We start from the raw sequence: 15,879 nt of genomic DNA, 5'->3' as shown, positions 1-15,879 counted from the left end.
GCATATTTTGTTACCAAATGCAGGCCAAAGCGAACTAAAAAGTGATCTCCCGCTCCCAGATAAGCGGCGCCGGAGAGCGGGCCGCGAGCTGCCGGACGTCATGCTCCGCAACAAAGGCAGCAATAACTTTGCGGGCGCGCGTGGCGCGGATCAGTTCAAGCTGATCCCCCAGCGGCGGATGAACGTTCCACGGGATCCAGCGTGCCTGTCCGGCATCCAGCATTTCGCGGGCGCGGGTGCCCTCTGCCGTATGGCTGCTGAAGATAAAGCGGAATCCCCTGCGCTGGCTCAGCTTTGCGGCCAGCCCGCTGTCGGCAATCGCATCGGTGGCGATAATGACCTGCCCCTGGGTGTAATCAGGCTGCTCCGGTTGATGGTGCAACACCTCCAGCAGCTGAAGCTGCAGCCGGGAACAGATGCCGCTGGGTTCTGCAAGCAGGGCGGCGATCTCTTTACGGATTTCCGGGCAGAGCAGTACCCGAATGCCGCGTGAGAGCAACTGCAGCGCCATCTCTGGCCCGCGGCCATTAACCGGTACCGGCAACACCGCCCCGCCTTTGACCGCCAGTGCGATTTGCTCAATCTGATCGACAAGCGGTTCGGTACGGTCGCCGTAGGAAGCATCGGTAATCAGCAGGTTAGCGGCAGGCGGCGGATCGAACGGCAGCAGCAGTGATTCACGGCTCCAGTCACCCATATAGGTCAGCCCGCCGTTGTCCGGAAGATGGAACCAGATGGCGCCGGGTGCATGTCCGCTCCGTCCGCAGAGCAGAGGCAGCGGTCCCACCGACAGATGTCCCTTCAACGGCAGCACGTAACGGTCGCGTTCGTCAACCCACTGCTCCGGGATCTGCTGCCAGGTTTGCCTGGAGGCATACACCGGCGGATTGCCCAGCGCCTCGCGCGCCTGCAGCGAACCAATATGGTCGCCGTGCGAATGAGTCAGACAAATAGCATCCACCCGGCCAATCGCCTGAATATCTGGCCGCACGCCAGGCTGCGGCCCTTCGCCCAGATCGAACAGCAGACGATAGCCATGATTCTCTACCAGAAAAGCCGCCGGGAGTTTCTCTCCCACGCCGCTGATTACCGTTACGCTTGCCATGGCAATACCCCCTCGGGCAATCTTCTTGCCAGCCGGGTGGCCAGCAGCATAAAGAGCAGGACGATAACGATCATCAGGCAGCCCACCGCAGCCGCCAGGGTTGACGAGCCGCCCTCATCCAGAAAGAGGATCATTGGCCCCAGCGTTTGCGAGTTGGCGGTGACCAGCAAAATGGAAACCTGAATTTCATTCAGCGCGGTAAGAAAGACCAGAATGGCACCGGCCAGCGCCGAGGGTGCCGCCAGCGGCAGCAGGATATCGCGCATACGCCGCAGGAATCCCGCACCGGCCAGCTGCGCCGCTTCATCCAGCGAACGCTCTATCTGTGCGAATCCGGCCAGCGTCGGCCTCAGCACCAGCGCGAGGAAATTCGACAGATAGGCCGCCAGGATAATCCACACCGTGCCGTACAGGCTGACGTTCAGCAGCGGGAGCGGCTTCAGAAAGAAGAGGATAGCGGCGATGCCGGTCACAATCCCCGGCAGGGCATAAGCCAGTTCGCTGGAGAGATGCAGCAGGCCGACCAGGCGGGTACGTTGCCAGGTCAGGAAGAAAGCCATAAACAATGCGACAACCGTCAATATCACTACCGCCACGATCGTCAGTCCAAGGCTGGTGAAAAAGGCGTGGCGAACGGCGGGATAGTCGAACAGCGCGTTGCGGTAGTTGGCTAAGGTCAGCGACTGCCAGTTCAGCGCCTGACCAAACCCGCTGGTGAGCGAGGTGGTCAGCAGGGCAGAAAGCGGCATGATCAGCGTCAACCCAATCGCTGTCCACACCACCATTTCCACCGGCAGCCGCCAGCGGTTCAGCGGCTGCTGGAGCCGACGCGGCGTGCCGGTCACCCGCACATCATGCCTGCCGCCAAGAAACCCGCTCAGCAGCAGGCCGCCGAGCGTGATGGCGGCAATCAGAATCGACAGCACCGCCATATCCGGCAGCGAGCCGGGGCCGCTGTTGTTGAGCTGTTGATAGACCAGCGTAATCAGCGTCGGCACGCGGCCAGGGATCCCCAGCATCGCCTGAATGCCAAAGTTTCCCGCTGCGGCGACAAAAGAGAGCGCGGCCCCGGCAAAGATAGCCGGGCGAGCCAGCGGCAGCACCACCGTCACCATCACCCGCAGGGAAGAGGCTCCGGTTATCCGCGCTGCCTCGACCAAATCAGCAGGCAGACGGCGCAGGCCAGCCCGCACGGAGAGAAACACCAGCGGAGCGTTGTGCAGGCCGAGCAGAACAATAATGCCCGACATGGAGTAGAGCGGCTGCCCGCCCTGCAAAAAGATCGGCATACCCAGCGCCTTTAGGCCTGACAGGATCATCCCGGAAGGTGAGAGCGCCTGCAGCCACGCCAGCGCGGTGATTTGCGGCGGGATCATCAGGGGCAGAATAAAGGCAAAGACCCAGGCCTGTTTTGCCCGCATATCACTCAGTGCCACCAGCCAGGCCGCCAGCGTCCCCACCACCACCGCGATAACCGTCGCAGAGAGCGCGATCGTCAGCGTATTTCCTGTTGCCCGCAGAACCCGCGTTGTGCCAGTCAGCTGCTGCAGGCGCGTAAGATCCGGCACCCCTTCCGGGGCGATCGCCGTCCAGAGCAGACGGCCAAGGGGCGCGACAGAGAGCAGGCCAATCAGCAAGGTCAGCAGCCAGAGGATCCCCTGCTCACCGGAAGGCCAGCGGATCCCTTTTCCCGGTCTCTTACGTGACACCAGCGGCAGGACGCTCATCGCTTATCCACCAAAGATTTCGGTAAATCTGTCGCGCACCTGCCGATCGTCCGCCACCGCTTTATCCACATCCAGCGTCAGCAGTTTGATGCTGTCGAGTGGGGCAAACCCTGCTGGAGCAGCCACGCGGTTATCAATCGGACGATTGCCCTGCTGCGTGACCAGCTGCTGCCCTTTCTCAGAGAGCATAAAATCCACAAAGGCTTTAGCCGCCGGTACGTTATGCGCACCGGAAAGGATCGCCACTGGCTCGGTAACAAACGATGCGCCCTCCTTCGGGTAGATCAGGTCGATGGGCGAGCCCTGCTTTCTGGCACGGATAATATCCGCGTCGGTGATCACCCCATATTTTGCTATGCCGCTGGCGACGGCTTTCAGCGCCGGGCCGTTGCCGCCCTCCGGCGTTACGCCGTTGGCCGCCAGCTTCTGGTAGAAGCCCCAGCCAATCTCCGGCGTGTTGATGGCGGTATGCAGGTGATAGAGCGCAGCGCCAGAGTAGAGCGGACTCGGCACGGCGACCTGCCCTTTGTTCTCCGGGGCGGTCAGCGCCATCCAGCTGTCGACAGGCTGCGCATTTTTAGTGTTGTAGCCAATCACCGTGGCGATGATTTTGGTGCCGAACCAGGTTTTGTCTTTATCATAATAGTTGGCGCGGATATGGCTGACCGGCGCGTCAGGATAAGCCATCAGCATCTGCTCTTTTTTCAGCGCCCCGAGGTTGATGGCATCCGCCACCAGCAGCACGTCCGGCTTCACCTGGCCGCTCATCTTTTCGGTACGCAGCACGTTCATCAGTTGCGTTGTGCCGTTACGCGTCCACTCCACCTCAATGCCGGGGTTGGCGGCCTTAAAAGCGTCAATGGTCTGCTGCGCAATTTCGGGAGCCTGAGAAGTATAAATAACCAGTTTGCCCTCAGCGGCGGCGGCGGTAAGCGAGCAGGTAGCCAGTAACAGAGCGGTCAGGCTGAAAGTTTGTCTGCGCATATCCCTGAAGTCCTTAAATTATTCAATGTGGAGAAGGAATAACCCAGCCATCCTGCAGCGTCAGCAGCAGGCGGTCGCCTGCACGCAGCGCGGCGGTTTCGGTCAGGTTGAAGGTCAGAAGAATGGGAGGCTCCGTCCCGGCGGCCACCTCCAGCTGGCTGTAGCCGCCACGGTAAATCAGGCGTTGTATCACCACCGGAAAAGCAGGCTCGTCCGGCCCGGCCAGCCGTAAGTCTGCCGCGTGCAGGCAAATCTGGCCCGACGGCGCGGCGAGCTGATCCGGGCTGGCTCGCACAAGGAAGCGGGCGCCCAACAACGTTACCCAGGCCCGACCCTGATGGTCAGGTTCAACCTGCTGCACAGGGGCCAGGCGGCCATCATCAATAAAGCGCGCAACCATCTCATTAGCGGGCTCGCGGTAGAGCATTTGCGGGGTGGCGAACTGCATCACCCGTCCCGCCTCCATCACCACCACCCGGTCAGCAATGGCCATCGCTTCCTGCTGATCGTGAGTGATATAGATCAGGGTAGCGCCGGAATGTTGATGAAAGTGGCTGAACTCCTGCTCCATGGCGGCGCGCAGGTGCACATCCAGATTCGCTAACGGCTCGTCCAGCAACACCACCTGCGGGCGGGCTACCAGACAGCGGGCCAGCGCCACACGCTGACGCTGCCCGCCAGAAAGCTCCGCCGGATTGCGGTCGTCAAAGCCGGCCAGACCTACCGTCTCCAGCGCGCCGTGTACGCGCAGGCGTCGCTCAGCCTGGGCGATCCCTTTCACCTTCAGGCTGTACTCCACATTCTGCGCTACGGTCATGTGCGGCCAGAGCGCATAGCTCTGAAAAACGATGCTCAAATCGCGCTTTTCGGGCGGAAGGTGGCTGCTGGAGGAGGAGTAAAGATCTTCACCCACGGTGATGGTACCGCTGTCGACCGTTTCAAACCCCGCCAGCGTTCGCAGCAGTGTGGTTTTGCCACAGCCGGAAGGACCCAGAATGGCGATAAATTCACCGTGTTGGATCTCCAGCGAAATGTTGTTCAGCACGGTGTGTGCGCCAAACGATTTGGTCAGGCGATGAATATGGATCGCGGACATAGCGCGTGTGGTCTCCCGTCTGGGCGGTTTGTCACGGTAATGACCCTACCCTGTGCAGATGACAATGCGGTGACAATGAGCAGCGGACGCTCTGCAGTTGATCTGAGTGGCACATTCGCGAGGTTTGCCTCCCTTTCGCATCAATGCGTTATCCCCGGGCGGGTTAACGGACTACTATTCTTGCTGGTTCAGGTAACGAACAGGTCGGAACGATGAAAATTGATGCGGATATTACTTTTCGCAAGCTGGATATTTTTATGGCTTTTATGCAGCGCGGCAATATCGCCCGCACCGCCGAGGCGCTGGGGATCAGCAGCGTGAGCGTACATCGCGCCCTGCACACGCTGGAAGAGAACGTGCGCTGCCCGCTGTTTATCCATCAGGGGCGTAACCTGGTTCCGCTGCCTGCCGCGCATACGCTGTGCGAATACAGTCAGGAAGTCATGGGTCTGATGGCACGGGGAATTGAAGAGACGCGCAAAACGGCAGGCGTGGGCCAGGGCCGGTTACGGCTGGGTACCCTCTATTCGCTGACGCTGGAAACCATTCCTCAGCTGATCATGGGGATGAAAATACGCCGTCCCGACCTGGAGCTCGATTTAATGATGGGCTCTAACCAGGCCTTGCTCAGTAAACTTGAAGAGGGCTTGCTGGACGCCATTTTGATTTCACAGACTGACAGTGAAATCGACCTTAACCGTTTTGTTGCTCTGCCGCTGTTTGAAGATGATATTTTCCTGGCTGCGCCTGCCTCGTCAGGTTTTGATACCCGTCACCCCGCCGATCTGCGCGATTTTCGTCAGCAGAAGTTCGTGGCGCTGGCTGAGGGGTTTGCCACCTATCACGGCTTTAAGGAGGCGTTTAATATCGCCGGATTCGAGCCGGATATTGTGATGCGGGTAAACGATATTTTTTCCATGTTGAGTCTGGTGCAGGCGGGCGTGGGGCTGACGTTGATCCCCGGCAGGATGAAACGGGTGTATGAAAATTCGGTCCAGCTGCTGAAGCTGGCACCGCCCTATCAGATGCGGCAAACGCTGGCGATTGTGTTTGAACGCAACCGCGAACGCGATCCGAATCTGCTGGCCCTGGCGGCAGAGGGCAGGATGTACAGCCGCCAGCGGACTACTGCTGGTTTCGGAGTCGCTTAGCCAGCGTCAGCGCCAGATCGCTTCCGCCCTGTTCCAGCGACAGGGCTTCTCCCTCGCTGAACGCCTGCCGGGTCAGCCCGGTCAGCACCACGCCAGGCGGCATTTCTATGGCCAGACGAACTTCGCGTTCATTGGCCGCAATCATCGCTTCATGCCAGCGCACCGTGCGCGACATGTTAAACGCGAGATCGTCCGCTATCTGTTCCGGCTGCCACACTACCCTGCCGCTGCTGCCGCTGAGATAGGCGCAGCGTGGACGGGAGAGCGTGATGCTTTTAAACGCTTCTGCCAGCTTCTCCGCAGGCTTAGCAAGCAGCGCGCAGTGGGAAGGCACGCTTACCGCCAAACGATGTGTTTTCTGCGCCCCGGCAGCCAGCGCTTTTTCTGCCACCCGCTGCATGGCGGCATCGCTACCGGCAATCACCAGCTGCTGTTCGGCATTGATGTTGGCGATCCAGCTTTGCTCATCCAGCAGCGGCTCAAGCTGGCTCAGCGTCAGCCCGATAATCGCCGTCAGGCCATAGCCGTGCGGATAAGCCTGCTCCATCAGCTCACCGCGTAAAGAGACCAGCCGCAGTGCATCCTCAAACGCTAACGCCCCGGCGATGACCGCCGCGGGATAGGCGCCAATGGAGAGGCCGCAGGTCATATCCGCAAACAATCCCCGATCCTGTAACGCACGTGCATGCGCCACGCCCGCAATCAGCAGGCAGAGCTGTACGGCGCGGGTATGGCGCAGCGCTTCTGCGCTGTCCAGCGCTGCCGCCTCTTCGCCCAGCACCTCACTGGCCTGGCGTAAAATCTCATCCCCTGCCGGAAGCTGTTGCAGCATGCCTGCACGCTGCGGTCCCTGGCCGGGAAAAGTAAGCAAAATATTCATCCGGACTTTCTCCGATGTTAAGCCCTTAGCGGCATCGTCAGGCTGTTCACACAGCACTTTAATAAGCACCGGCTTTATCATGCTGATTATCCGGCGCTGCAAACAGGTGCTGGCTTTATCATGCCAGTTATCCTGCGCTGCAAAGGGGCTGGCTTTATCATGCCGGTTATCCGACGCTCCCCAAGCGTTGCGGCTTTACCGTCAGGCTGGTTATTCAGCGCGCCAGGGTTGCGCCGTCAGGCGAGGCCCGCGGTTCGTTTTCAGCATCACCCGTCCCTCACGCAGCCATTCCGCCAGCGCAAATGCGCCCTGCGGCGTCTCCACCTGGGTATCCACCCGACAGGGTAATTGCCGGGTGAACTGTTGCCAGCTCGCCAGCTCGTTTTCCGCAACGGCCTCGTCACAACGCAGAACCAGATCGAGATCGCTTCCGGCATGCATCACCGGCACTTCGGTCGCCAGCGCATAGCCCACGCTGCCGGTAATGCCCCACTGCCAGCTCCAGCGCTGCTGCGCCAGCTGGATAGCGGCCTGTACCGGCGGCAGTGAGACAAAGGGCGAACCGAGCAGAAGCTCACTCTCGCTGAGCGACTCCGGCGTTACGCAGCGGCGTACCGTATCCGCTGATACCCAGGCTGCCGCGCGCTGGTCGCGGCGTAGCCCCCGGATGCCTACCGGAATCCGCCCGGCGGCATCCTGGTCCCGGCGCACCACCAGCGGCAGGGCCGAACGCCACTGGCTGCTGACCCACTCAGGCAGCTCGCCCTGCAGGTGGTTAGCGCTGGCAAGCCAGAGCAGATCGTGCGCGCGGAGGGTGAAAACCATCTTACATTCCTGAAGTTAACGAGATAAACAGCGGTAAAGTAATGATACACAATACTGAACTGATCAGCAGAGCCGCTTCCGCATCCGGCGAAGAGACGCCAAAACGGTTACCAAACACCACGCCAAAGAAACCGGCTGAGAGCGCAATCATCAGAATAGCGGTAATCGCTATCTGGCCGTGCAGGCCCAGTGCCATCACCAGTCCCCAGGCGATTAACGGCTGGATCAGCAGTTTGGTCAGGCTGGCGACCACTACCGCGCTGTTCATTTTCAGCTGACGTGCTGACAGAATAAGCCCGGTCAGGAACAGCGCCGCCGCGGTGGCAGCCAGACCCAGGGGTTTGATGGTGGAGAGCAGCAGCTCAGGCATACGAATACCCAGCGCTGAAAGCACCACGCCCAGCAGCGGACCCCAGACAATAGGTTTGGTTACCGAACGCCACATCAGCACCGGCAGCATCGCCAGGCTCGATTTGTGTTCGCCACCCGCCGCCAGCGCCTTTTCACGCTCCAGAATCAGCAGGCAGAACGGCGTCATCAGTACCGATCCACAGGCGATAGAGACCGCGACGGAGAGTGAGGTGCCGGAGCTTTCCCCCAGCACGCTACCCAGGATCGGCAGGCCCAGCGCGGCATAGTTCGGCAGGGCAACCGTCAGCGTCAGCACTGCTGCATCCTGCGGTGACTTGTGGAACACTTTAATGCATAAAAAATAGAACGCGGCGTACGCCACCCACATCGACAGCACCAGCACCACAATCAGCGGTGACTGGCCAACAATCCCGGCCCAGGGAGTCTGGACGGTAGCGGTAAAGAGCGCCGCCGGTAACGCAAAATCCATGACAAAAATATTGAGTAGGGAAACATTTTTATTGTCCACCATCTTCGCTTTACCGGCATAAAAGCCCAGCAGCATAATGACGAAGATCGGTGCCAGAGCATGTACTATTACGTAAGTCATAACATCACCTGTAGAAGTTGAGAGAAGCACAGGCGCGATGATTATTATTTTTTTCAGGCCGCTTTTTGAGCACGCAATGGCGTGCTCAAAAAGCGGCCTGGCAGGTTTGTCTTATTAGTTGTTGAACGCTCTTTACCAGGCGGCGCGCATTTTCTCGCGTACCAGTGCGGAGCTGTGACGATTTTTCGCTTTTAACCGCGCTTTCAGCCCCGGATCCTGGCGGGCAGTGTTGACGGCGTCACTCAGCGTCTGTTCAACGGTGGCAAGGTCGTCGGCGGAAGGGGCATCCGGGTTGCTGATATCCAGCAGGCTCTCCAGCAGCCCCAGCGATTGATAGTTGGCGATGTCGTAGGCCATAGGCGGAATGGTTTCTGCCAGTTTTTCCAGCGACTCCACGCTGCGCAGCGTGATGCGTGCCGCCGCCTCTTTACCCATCGCATGGATCATCACGCCGGGATCGTTAAAGGCGATCAGCCGGTTTGCCTGATACCCGTGGGCCAGAAACGCCCCGGACATCGCTTTCCCCACTATCAGCCCAATCACCGGATGGCCTGCCAGGCGCGCGTTGGCATAAGCCGCTGCCGCTGCCGCCAGCGCCTGGTGAATGCCGAACGCCTCCTCGCGGCGGCCATAGGCCTGGCTTGGCACGTCGATAACCGCCACGATTGCGCGTTTCTGCGGCTTGTCTGCATCTTCTGCCACGGTTTCACTGACCACTTTTCCCAGCGTCCAGCCTTCCAGCAGCCCCACTTCGCCTCTGGCGGCTCGTGGGTAGTGGTTCTGCGCGTCCGGGATCACGGCCACAAAGCGCGCTGGCTGGCCATTAATTTCCCCGTCGGCCACCTGCACTGAGGGGCAAAGTCCGCTCAGGCGGGGTGCGTTGTGGGTAAGCAGGGCGAGCCACTGCTCACCACGGCTGATTTTCTGGCTCATTACTGATCCTCCCGGGCAAAAAGCGCCCTGATTTGTTCGCTGTCGGCCTGTTTTGCTGTGTCGAACTGGCTCAGGCGCGACAAAAAATCCTCATACTTATCGGTGCGGTGCTGTGCCGGAACACCTCTGGCAAGAGCCGCATTCATCGCCTGCTTCACCGCCTGCTGACCATCCTCTACCAGCGCGTCCACCAGCCCGCTTTGATAACGGACTTCCCCGCCGGTCATGCTCCAGATAAAGGGCCGATCGCGGGAGTCATACTCTTCAATGCCCGCTTCCTGCTCGATAACCTGCGGGCCGTTCAGCCCCAGTCGCGCCTCGCGGGTAACGATCAGGTAGCTGCAGAGCGCGGCGGCAATCGACATGCCGCCAAAGCAGCCTACGGTACCCGCCACGATGCCAATAACCGGCGTATAGCGACGGAGATCGACAATCGCCGCATGGATATCGGCAATCGCCGCCAGACCAAGATTGGCTTCCTGCAGGCGCACGCCGCCGGTTTCCAGACAGAGAACGGCCTGGGTTGGGATGCCGTTGCGATTATCTTCTGCCGCCAGCTCCAGCGCAGCGGCCATTTTGGCCCCGGAGACTTCGCCCATACTGCCGCCCTGAAACGCGCCTTCAATCGCGACGATCACGGCGGGCTGCCCGTTAATGGTGCCCTTCGCCACTACCATGCCGTCATCGGACTGCGGCACGATACCCTGCGGGCCGAGCCACGGAGAAATGATGCCGGCAAAGGGATCCAGCAGTTCGCGGTAGCTGCCCTGGTCAAGCAGCAGTTTCGCGCGCTGACGGGCTTTCAGTTCAATAAAGCTGCTGTCGTTACGCATCAGCCACCTCCTCAAATACCTGCTCAATGCGGATACGGGCCACGCCCGGCGTGGCGCCAAAATCGTGAATGGTCATCTGCCCTGCCGGAAGCTCGCCAAATTCAGCCAGACGGTTGAAAAGGGCCTGCCAGCGTGCCTGGCTGTTATCGACGGAAGTGGTCAGCGTGACGGTAAGCTGCTGGCTGCCATCGGCAACAAACAGCACTTCCATATCCCCGGAGCCCACCACACCCGCCAGCGCTTTACCGCTGAGCTGGCGCGTAGCCGGAAGGGAAATTGTGATCTGTTCCATAACGTCCTCTTAAAAAGTGAGATCGCCTAAACGGTCTGTAAATAGGGTGGCGGCCAGCAGGTCGGCTGCGCCGCCGGGTGAGGCGTTGCGCGCCAGCATCTCTGCATCCAGCCAGCGGAGCGCCTGCTGCCCGGCGGAAGACTTTGTGCCTCCGGCGGCCAGAACGGCTTTTGCACCCTGCTGCATCGTATGCAGACCCGGCGCACCCGCGCGGGAAAGCACGCAGGTATCGCTGAGCGTGCTCATGATCGCCATCAGCGCATCCAGCTGGGCCTGCGTCTCGCTGGCCCCTTCCCGGCGGCTCTGCTGCAGCTGCGGTAAGGCGAGCTGGATAATATGCGGAAAGCCCTGCTGCGCTTCTTCGCGCGCGCCCGGCACCCGATAGCGCTGGGTAGCCCGTAAGCCTTTGCTGAACATTTTTGGCGCGGCGTCGTCGGGCAGCCTGGCAAGCTGTGCCGCCTTTTCCGCCACCCGTGCTGGCGCGCGCTCGCCTGCCAGCATCGCGCAGGCGCTGACCAGCAGACCCATCGCCCAGATTGCGCCACGGTGCGTATTGACGCCACCGGTGGCCTGCATCATCGCCTGCTCACCTTCACGTCCAAGCCTGCCGACCAGCTGCCGCAGCGCAACATCCGCCGGACGGTTCCAGCAGTGCAGCGCCAGCGCGTAGAAGGTGTGGCTCAGGCTGTGGGCAGAACGCTCCATCAGCGCCAGCGACAGGTCCAGATGCGCCCCGCTGCCGCGGCTGTCGACCAGCCCCGGTTTTGGGCTGAGGCGCGCCTCATCAATCAGGCAACGGGTAGCCAGAGCCGCCAGTTTTTCAGCTTTCAGCTCGATGCCAGCCAGCGAAACCTGCGGTAGTCTGCTCATTACCAGCTCCGGAATTTCGCTGGCGGGTTGTAGAGACCGCCAGACCATTCGACCAGATCGGCCACGCTGCCGGCTGCCAGCAGAGAGCGGCTGGCGTCGGTGCGGCGGATACCGAGATCTTCCGGGAAGGCGACTTTGCCTTCGCGACGCAGCTGCGCCACGCGCTTAGCATCCACGCCCAGTCCGATATCGGTGATGCCCGCCACGGCGGCGACCATTGCCCGGCGCTCTTCCAGCGTTTTCGCCCGGTAGAGATAGGCAATGCCCTCCTCTGTCAGCACATGGGTGACGTCATCGCCATAAATCATTACCGGCGCCAGCGGCATACCGGAGGCTTTCGCCACGTCTACCGCTTCCAGTTTCTCCACAAAGGTCGGTTTAGCCCCGGCCTGGAAGGTTTCCACCATCTGCACCACCAGCTTGCGGCCACGCGCCAGCGGATCCGGCTCGTTGATCATCGCCAGCCAGGCTGGTGTGGCATGACGGCGCCCGTGCGGATCGTGGCCCATATTTGGCGCACCGCCGAAGCCAGATAAACGGCCACGGGTAACGGTTGAGGAGTTTGCCAGTCCGTCTATCTGTAAGGTGGAGCCAATAAACATATCGACCGCGTACTGGCCTGCCATCTGGCAGAACGCGCGGTTGGAACGCATGGAGCCGTCAGCGCCGGTAAAGAAGACGTCAGGGCGGGCAGAGACATATTTCTCCATCCCCAGTTCGCCCCCGAAGCAGTGCACGCTCTCGACCCAGCCGCTTTCAATGGCGGGGATCAGCGTCGGGTGCGGATTCAGCGTCCAGTGTTTACAGATTTTGCCTTTCAGGCCCAACTGTTCGCCGTAGGTTGGCAGCAGCAGCTCAATGGCGGCGGTGTTAAAACCGATGCCGTGGTTCAGTGACTGCACCTGATGCTCGGCATAGATCCCTTTGATCGCCAGCATCGCCATCAGCACATGCTCCTGTTTGATCAGGCGGGGATCGCGGGTAAACAGCGGTTCAATAAAGAACGGTTTGTCTGCCACCACCACAAAGTCGATCCAGGATCCGGGAATGTCCACGCGGGGAAGATCGCACTCCTCATCCACCAGCTCATTCACCTGAGCAATGACGATGCCGTCATGAAACGCGGCGGCCTCAACCAGCGCTGGCGTATCTTCGGTGCTGGCGCCGGTATAGAGATTGCCTTTGCGGTCCGCTTTGAAACCGGCAATCAGCGCCACGTTAGGCGCCAGATCCACATAGAGGCGAGAGTAGAGTTCGATGTAGGTGTGGATCGCACCGATCTCCAGCAGGCCATCTTCCAGCAGCTGCGAGATGCGCAGGCTTTGCGTGCCGGAGAAGGAGAAGTCGAGCTTGCGGGCGATGCCCTTTTCAAAAATATCGAGGTGTTCGCTGCGGCCCACGCTTGGCATGATCATATGCAGATCGTGCAGTACAGCGGGGTTAACTTCAGCCAGCGAGCGCGAAAGGAAATCGGCCTGCTTCTGATTGTTGCCTTCCATTACCACGCGGTCGCCAGGGGCGATCAGTTTTTCGAGCATAGCCACCAGATCGTCAGTCGGCAGTACTTTGCCGCTGAGGCCGAGGGAGTCGATGCGGCGCCGTTTTTCGCTGCGGCGGCTGTCCCAGGCTCGGGTGGATGGTTGTCCAGATAACATAGTTGCCTCCAGTAAGGTCCCTGATTTGTCATAAGGGTCTGGTTAGCAAGTCTGAGCTTCAGGCGGGGAGGCATCAATAAAGCGGGGGGCAGGAACGTTAGCTTGAGAGTAACGTTTTTTAATACTCTATTAAAATCAGTAGATTAATCTGCTTTCCGGCCAGGTTGGTTCACAAGAATGTCGGGTGAAATAAAGAGTTCATCGCGGCTAAACAGATATGTCATACGCCTGCGGTCGGTTATCTGGTTTGTTGGCCATGCTTTTGTTTCCATTAAATCACACGGTAATAAACAGTCGCCCAGGAACTCTTCTTTCTGGCTGCTTGCAGAAGGATGCTCTGAGTCTATGCTTTCCTGTTTCAGCCAGAAAAAGGGCCTCCCGATGTTAGCGTCCCTGCCGATGTACTCCTTCACGCCTCAGGATGTCGAAGCATTCTGGCAGAAGGTGCGTGCTGCTCTCTCTTCACGCCCCCTGCCGGAAACACTGAGCTGGCCCGATCCCCTGCTGCCGCACTGGCAGCATACCGATTTATTGCTGAGCCAGACCTGCGGTTATCCGCTGATGACGCTGCTGCCGGAAGTCCAGGTGGTGGGGGCGTTTCACTATTCAGCCCCGGGCTGCGAAGGGCCGAACTATCGCAGCTGGATAGCGGTGCGGGAACAGGAGAGCGGCCAGACGCTGGCAGATTTTCAGGGACGAAAACTGGTATTCAACAGCCAAGATTCGTACTCCGGCTATCACAGCCTGATGAACATCACCGGTGGCCCGGCGTTCTTCTGCTCAGCCGTCGCCTCCGGCGGCCACCGCCGGTCCCTGCAACTGCTACGCAGCAGCAGAGCGGATATTGCCGCCATCGACTGTGTCAGCTGGGCACTGCTGAAGCGAGATTTCACTGAAGAGGTCGATGGTTTAAAGATTATTGGCCAGACGGCCAGCGTGCCGGGCCTGCCGCTGATTACCGCCGCCGCGACCCCGCCTGAACATTTGCAGGATCTGCGTGAGGCATTGACTCAGGTCGTGCGGGATCCGGCAAATCGTGCGCTGCTTGCGGCGCTGCTGATCGCCGATTTTGAGCCACTCCCGCGTTCCGCCTGGCAACAGCTTTTTCGACCAAGGTAAGAATTTTCGCACGAAATGCGCCTTATTCTTGCCGTACACAATGTCGCCAGGGTAAAATGCCTCGCTATATAAATCATTATTTTTATTAATAATTTTATTCACCTGCAGACGTTTATCTTTGGCATTAACGGAAATCTGGCGTGGAAAATCGTGCCGATGTCTTATTGATGAAGCTAAAAAGCACGCGGCAGCCGAAATCATCAGTACGGCATAGATTATGACTCCCCTGAAACCCCTGTTGTTGTGCTGGTCTCTGCTGCTGGGCGGCTGTGCCTCCCTCTCCAGTAACAGTATCGACTCCTCTCCACAGGCAAGCCTGGTGGCGACCTGCCACGTAACGGTTAAACAGCAGATTGATGCGCTGGCCCTGCCGCTGATCAACAGTCACCGCACGCCCGGCGTGGTGGTCGCATTACTGCATCATGGGCAGCGTCAGGTGTTCAGCTATGGCTTTACTGATACCGATCGCCTTATCCCCATGAGTGGTGACACGCTGTTCGCCGTTGGATCGGTAACCAAAGGGTTTACGGCGGAGAGCGCCGCGCTGCTGGTGGAGCAAGGTAAGCTGAAATGGAGCAGCACGCTGCGTGAAACAATCGGTAAAGAGGTGTCGTTAAGCCGCGATGCCGGGCAGATCACTCTGCTGCAGCTCGCTACCCACACCTCCGGCCTGCCACGGCAGATGACCACGCTGCATATGCTGAGCAGACTCAGCGACTATCTGTTTACCGGCCATCCCTTCTATGACGATCTGGATCGCGGCGAGTTTCTGGATTATCTGCCGGATTTTCAGCGCCCTGCTCATCACGAGGTAGTTTACTCCAATCTGGGCTACTCCATCCTGGATTACGTCATTACTCAGCAGAGCGGCCAGACGCCGCAGGCGATCGCCCGCCAGCAAATTATTGCCCCGCTGGGCATGACCCATACCGGCTACCATCCTGAAATTTTGCCAGGCTACCCGTCACGCGCCCGGGGACATGCCGGGGATCAGCCTAAATTTATGCGCCGGGGTGAGGCGGTGCCGGACTGGCATTTTACCGGCTATATGGTGGGTGCCGCTTCGCTGTGGTCCAGCGCCAACGATCTGCTGAGCTATCTTGCTGCCCATCTCAACGGCAGCGGCGACGCCAGCCTGGACCGCGCCTTTAAGGACGCCACCACTGTGCGCTTCAGACAGCCCGAGTATGACTCCTCCGCGCTGGCCTGGCTGAGCAATGATTTTAACGCTCAGAGCCTGCTCTATCAGTCCGGCTTTATTGGCGGCTTCGCCAGCTATATCGGTATGGATATCAGGCATAAAACCGCTATTGTGGTGTTGCAAAACAGCTTTAACTGGGACAACGATATCGGCCACCGCATGCTGCTGCGGCTGGCCAGCAGTGACGATGGCCAGGCGGCCTGCCAGCCCTGAAGAGGGGGTGCCAGATACGCTGACGGCATAGCGC

15 protein-coding genes are annotated in these 15,879 nt (G+C 59.8%); 3 read left to right on the top strand and 12 right to left on the bottom strand.

The annotated features are described in order from the left end of the window. Positions 1-34 precede the first annotated feature (34 nt). The 4 genes from Q3V30_RS03610 to Q3V30_RS03595 are packed head-to-tail and all read right to left on the bottom strand — an operon-like array spanning position 35 to position 4,912. Positions 35-1,105 (bottom strand): MBL fold metallo-hydrolase, encoded by a 1,071-nt coding sequence (locus Q3V30_RS03610; protein WP_306210555.1) that lies wholly within the window; start codon positions 1,103-1,105, stop codon positions 35-37. Further along, on the bottom strand, positions 1,093-2,832 hold the full coding sequence (locus Q3V30_RS03605) for an ABC transporter permease (RefSeq protein WP_306210553.1): 1,740 nt from the start codon (positions 2,830-2,832) through the stop codon (positions 1,093-1,095). The genes Q3V30_RS03610 and Q3V30_RS03605 overlap by 13 nt, the downstream gene beginning before the upstream one ends. A 3-nt stretch (positions 2,833-2,835) precedes the next feature. Then, positions 2,836-3,816 carry an ABC transporter substrate-binding protein gene (locus Q3V30_RS03600; RefSeq protein WP_306210551.1) on the bottom strand — a complete coding sequence of 327 codons (981 nt, stop codon included), beginning with the start codon at positions 3,814-3,816 and terminating at the stop codon, positions 2,836-2,838. Between the two features lie 22 nt (positions 3,817-3,838). Continuing rightward, a complete protein-coding gene (locus Q3V30_RS03595; RefSeq protein ID WP_306210549.1) occupies positions 3,839-4,912 on the bottom strand; it encodes an ABC transporter ATP-binding protein in 1,074 nt (357 codons plus the stop codon). A gap of 212 nt (positions 4,913-5,124) precedes the next feature. Between Q3V30_RS03595 and Q3V30_RS03590 the strand changes: the two genes are divergently transcribed. Next, complete coding sequence (locus Q3V30_RS03590) at positions 5,125-6,063, top strand: LysR family transcriptional regulator (RefSeq protein WP_306210547.1); 939 nt, start codon at positions 5,125-5,127, stop codon at positions 6,061-6,063. Here Q3V30_RS03590 and mdcH read toward each other — a convergent pair. The 8 genes from mdcH to mdcA all read right to left on the bottom strand — a co-directional run bounded on the left by mdcH (position 6,038) and on the right by mdcA (position 13,312). After that, the gene (gene mdcH, locus Q3V30_RS03585) at positions 6,038-6,943 is read right to left on the bottom strand and encodes a malonate decarboxylase subunit epsilon (RefSeq protein ID WP_306210545.1); all 906 of its coding nucleotides are present in this window, start codon (positions 6,941-6,943) and stop codon (positions 6,038-6,040) included. The two genes, Q3V30_RS03590 and mdcH, sit on opposite strands and share 26 nt — an antisense overlap. A gap of 210 nt (positions 6,944-7,153) precedes the next feature. Continuing rightward, positions 7,154-7,768, bottom strand: a complete 615-nt coding sequence (locus Q3V30_RS03580) for a malonate decarboxylase holo-ACP synthase (protein ID WP_306210544.1) — start codon at positions 7,766-7,768, stop codon at positions 7,154-7,156. A 1-nt stretch (position 7,769) separates the two neighbouring features. Continuing rightward, positions 7,770-8,729, bottom strand: coding sequence for an AEC family transporter (locus Q3V30_RS03575; protein WP_306210542.1), 960 nt, complete (start codon positions 8,727-8,729; stop codon positions 7,770-7,772). 132 nt (positions 8,730-8,861) lie between these two features. Next, positions 8,862-9,662, bottom strand: a complete 801-nt coding sequence (gene mdcE, locus Q3V30_RS03570; RefSeq protein ID WP_306210540.1) for a biotin-independent malonate decarboxylase subunit gamma — start codon at positions 9,660-9,662, stop codon at positions 8,862-8,864. Next, positions 9,662-10,495 (bottom strand): biotin-independent malonate decarboxylase subunit beta, encoded by an 834-nt coding sequence (locus tag Q3V30_RS03565; protein ID WP_306210538.1) that lies wholly within the window; start codon positions 10,493-10,495, stop codon positions 9,662-9,664. Before Q3V30_RS03565 ends, mdcE begins: the two co-directional genes overlap by 1 nt. After that, a complete protein-coding gene (gene mdcC / locus Q3V30_RS03560; RefSeq protein WP_306210536.1) occupies positions 10,488-10,787 on the bottom strand; it encodes a malonate decarboxylase acyl carrier protein in 300 nt (99 codons plus the stop codon). Before mdcC ends, Q3V30_RS03565 begins: the two co-directional genes overlap by 8 nt. Positions 10,788-10,796: 9 nt before the next feature. Further along, positions 10,797-11,657 (bottom strand): triphosphoribosyl-dephospho-CoA synthase, encoded by an 861-nt coding sequence (locus Q3V30_RS03555; protein ID WP_306210534.1) that lies wholly within the window; start codon positions 11,655-11,657, stop codon positions 10,797-10,799. Then, entirely contained in the window at positions 11,657-13,312 is a 1,656-nt protein-coding gene (mdcA, locus tag Q3V30_RS03550) for a malonate decarboxylase subunit alpha (protein WP_306210532.1), read from the bottom strand. The genes Q3V30_RS03555 and mdcA overlap by 1 nt, the downstream gene beginning before the upstream one ends. Before the next feature lie 381 nt (positions 13,313-13,693). Here mdcA and Q3V30_RS03545 point away from each other — a divergent pair, with 381 nt between their 5' ends. Both Q3V30_RS03545 and Q3V30_RS03540 read left to right on the top strand, forming a co-directional pair. After that, the gene (locus Q3V30_RS03545) at positions 13,694-14,431 is read left to right on the top strand and encodes a phosphate/phosphite/phosphonate ABC transporter substrate-binding protein (protein ID WP_306210530.1); all 738 of its coding nucleotides are present in this window, start codon (positions 13,694-13,696) and stop codon (positions 14,429-14,431) included. Positions 14,432-14,648: 217 nt separating this feature from the next. Next, the gene (locus Q3V30_RS03540) at positions 14,649-15,845 is read left to right on the top strand and encodes a serine hydrolase domain-containing protein (RefSeq protein WP_306210528.1); all 1,197 of its coding nucleotides are present in this window, start codon (positions 14,649-14,651) and stop codon (positions 15,843-15,845) included. Positions 15,846-15,879 lie beyond the last annotated feature (34 nt).

The organism is Erwinia pyri, assembly GCF_030758455.1.
In the GTDB taxonomy this organism is placed as follows: domain Bacteria; phylum Pseudomonadota; class Gammaproteobacteria; order Enterobacterales; family Enterobacteriaceae; genus Erwinia; species Erwinia pyri.
This window is presented reverse-complemented; position numbering and strand designations above follow the sequence as displayed.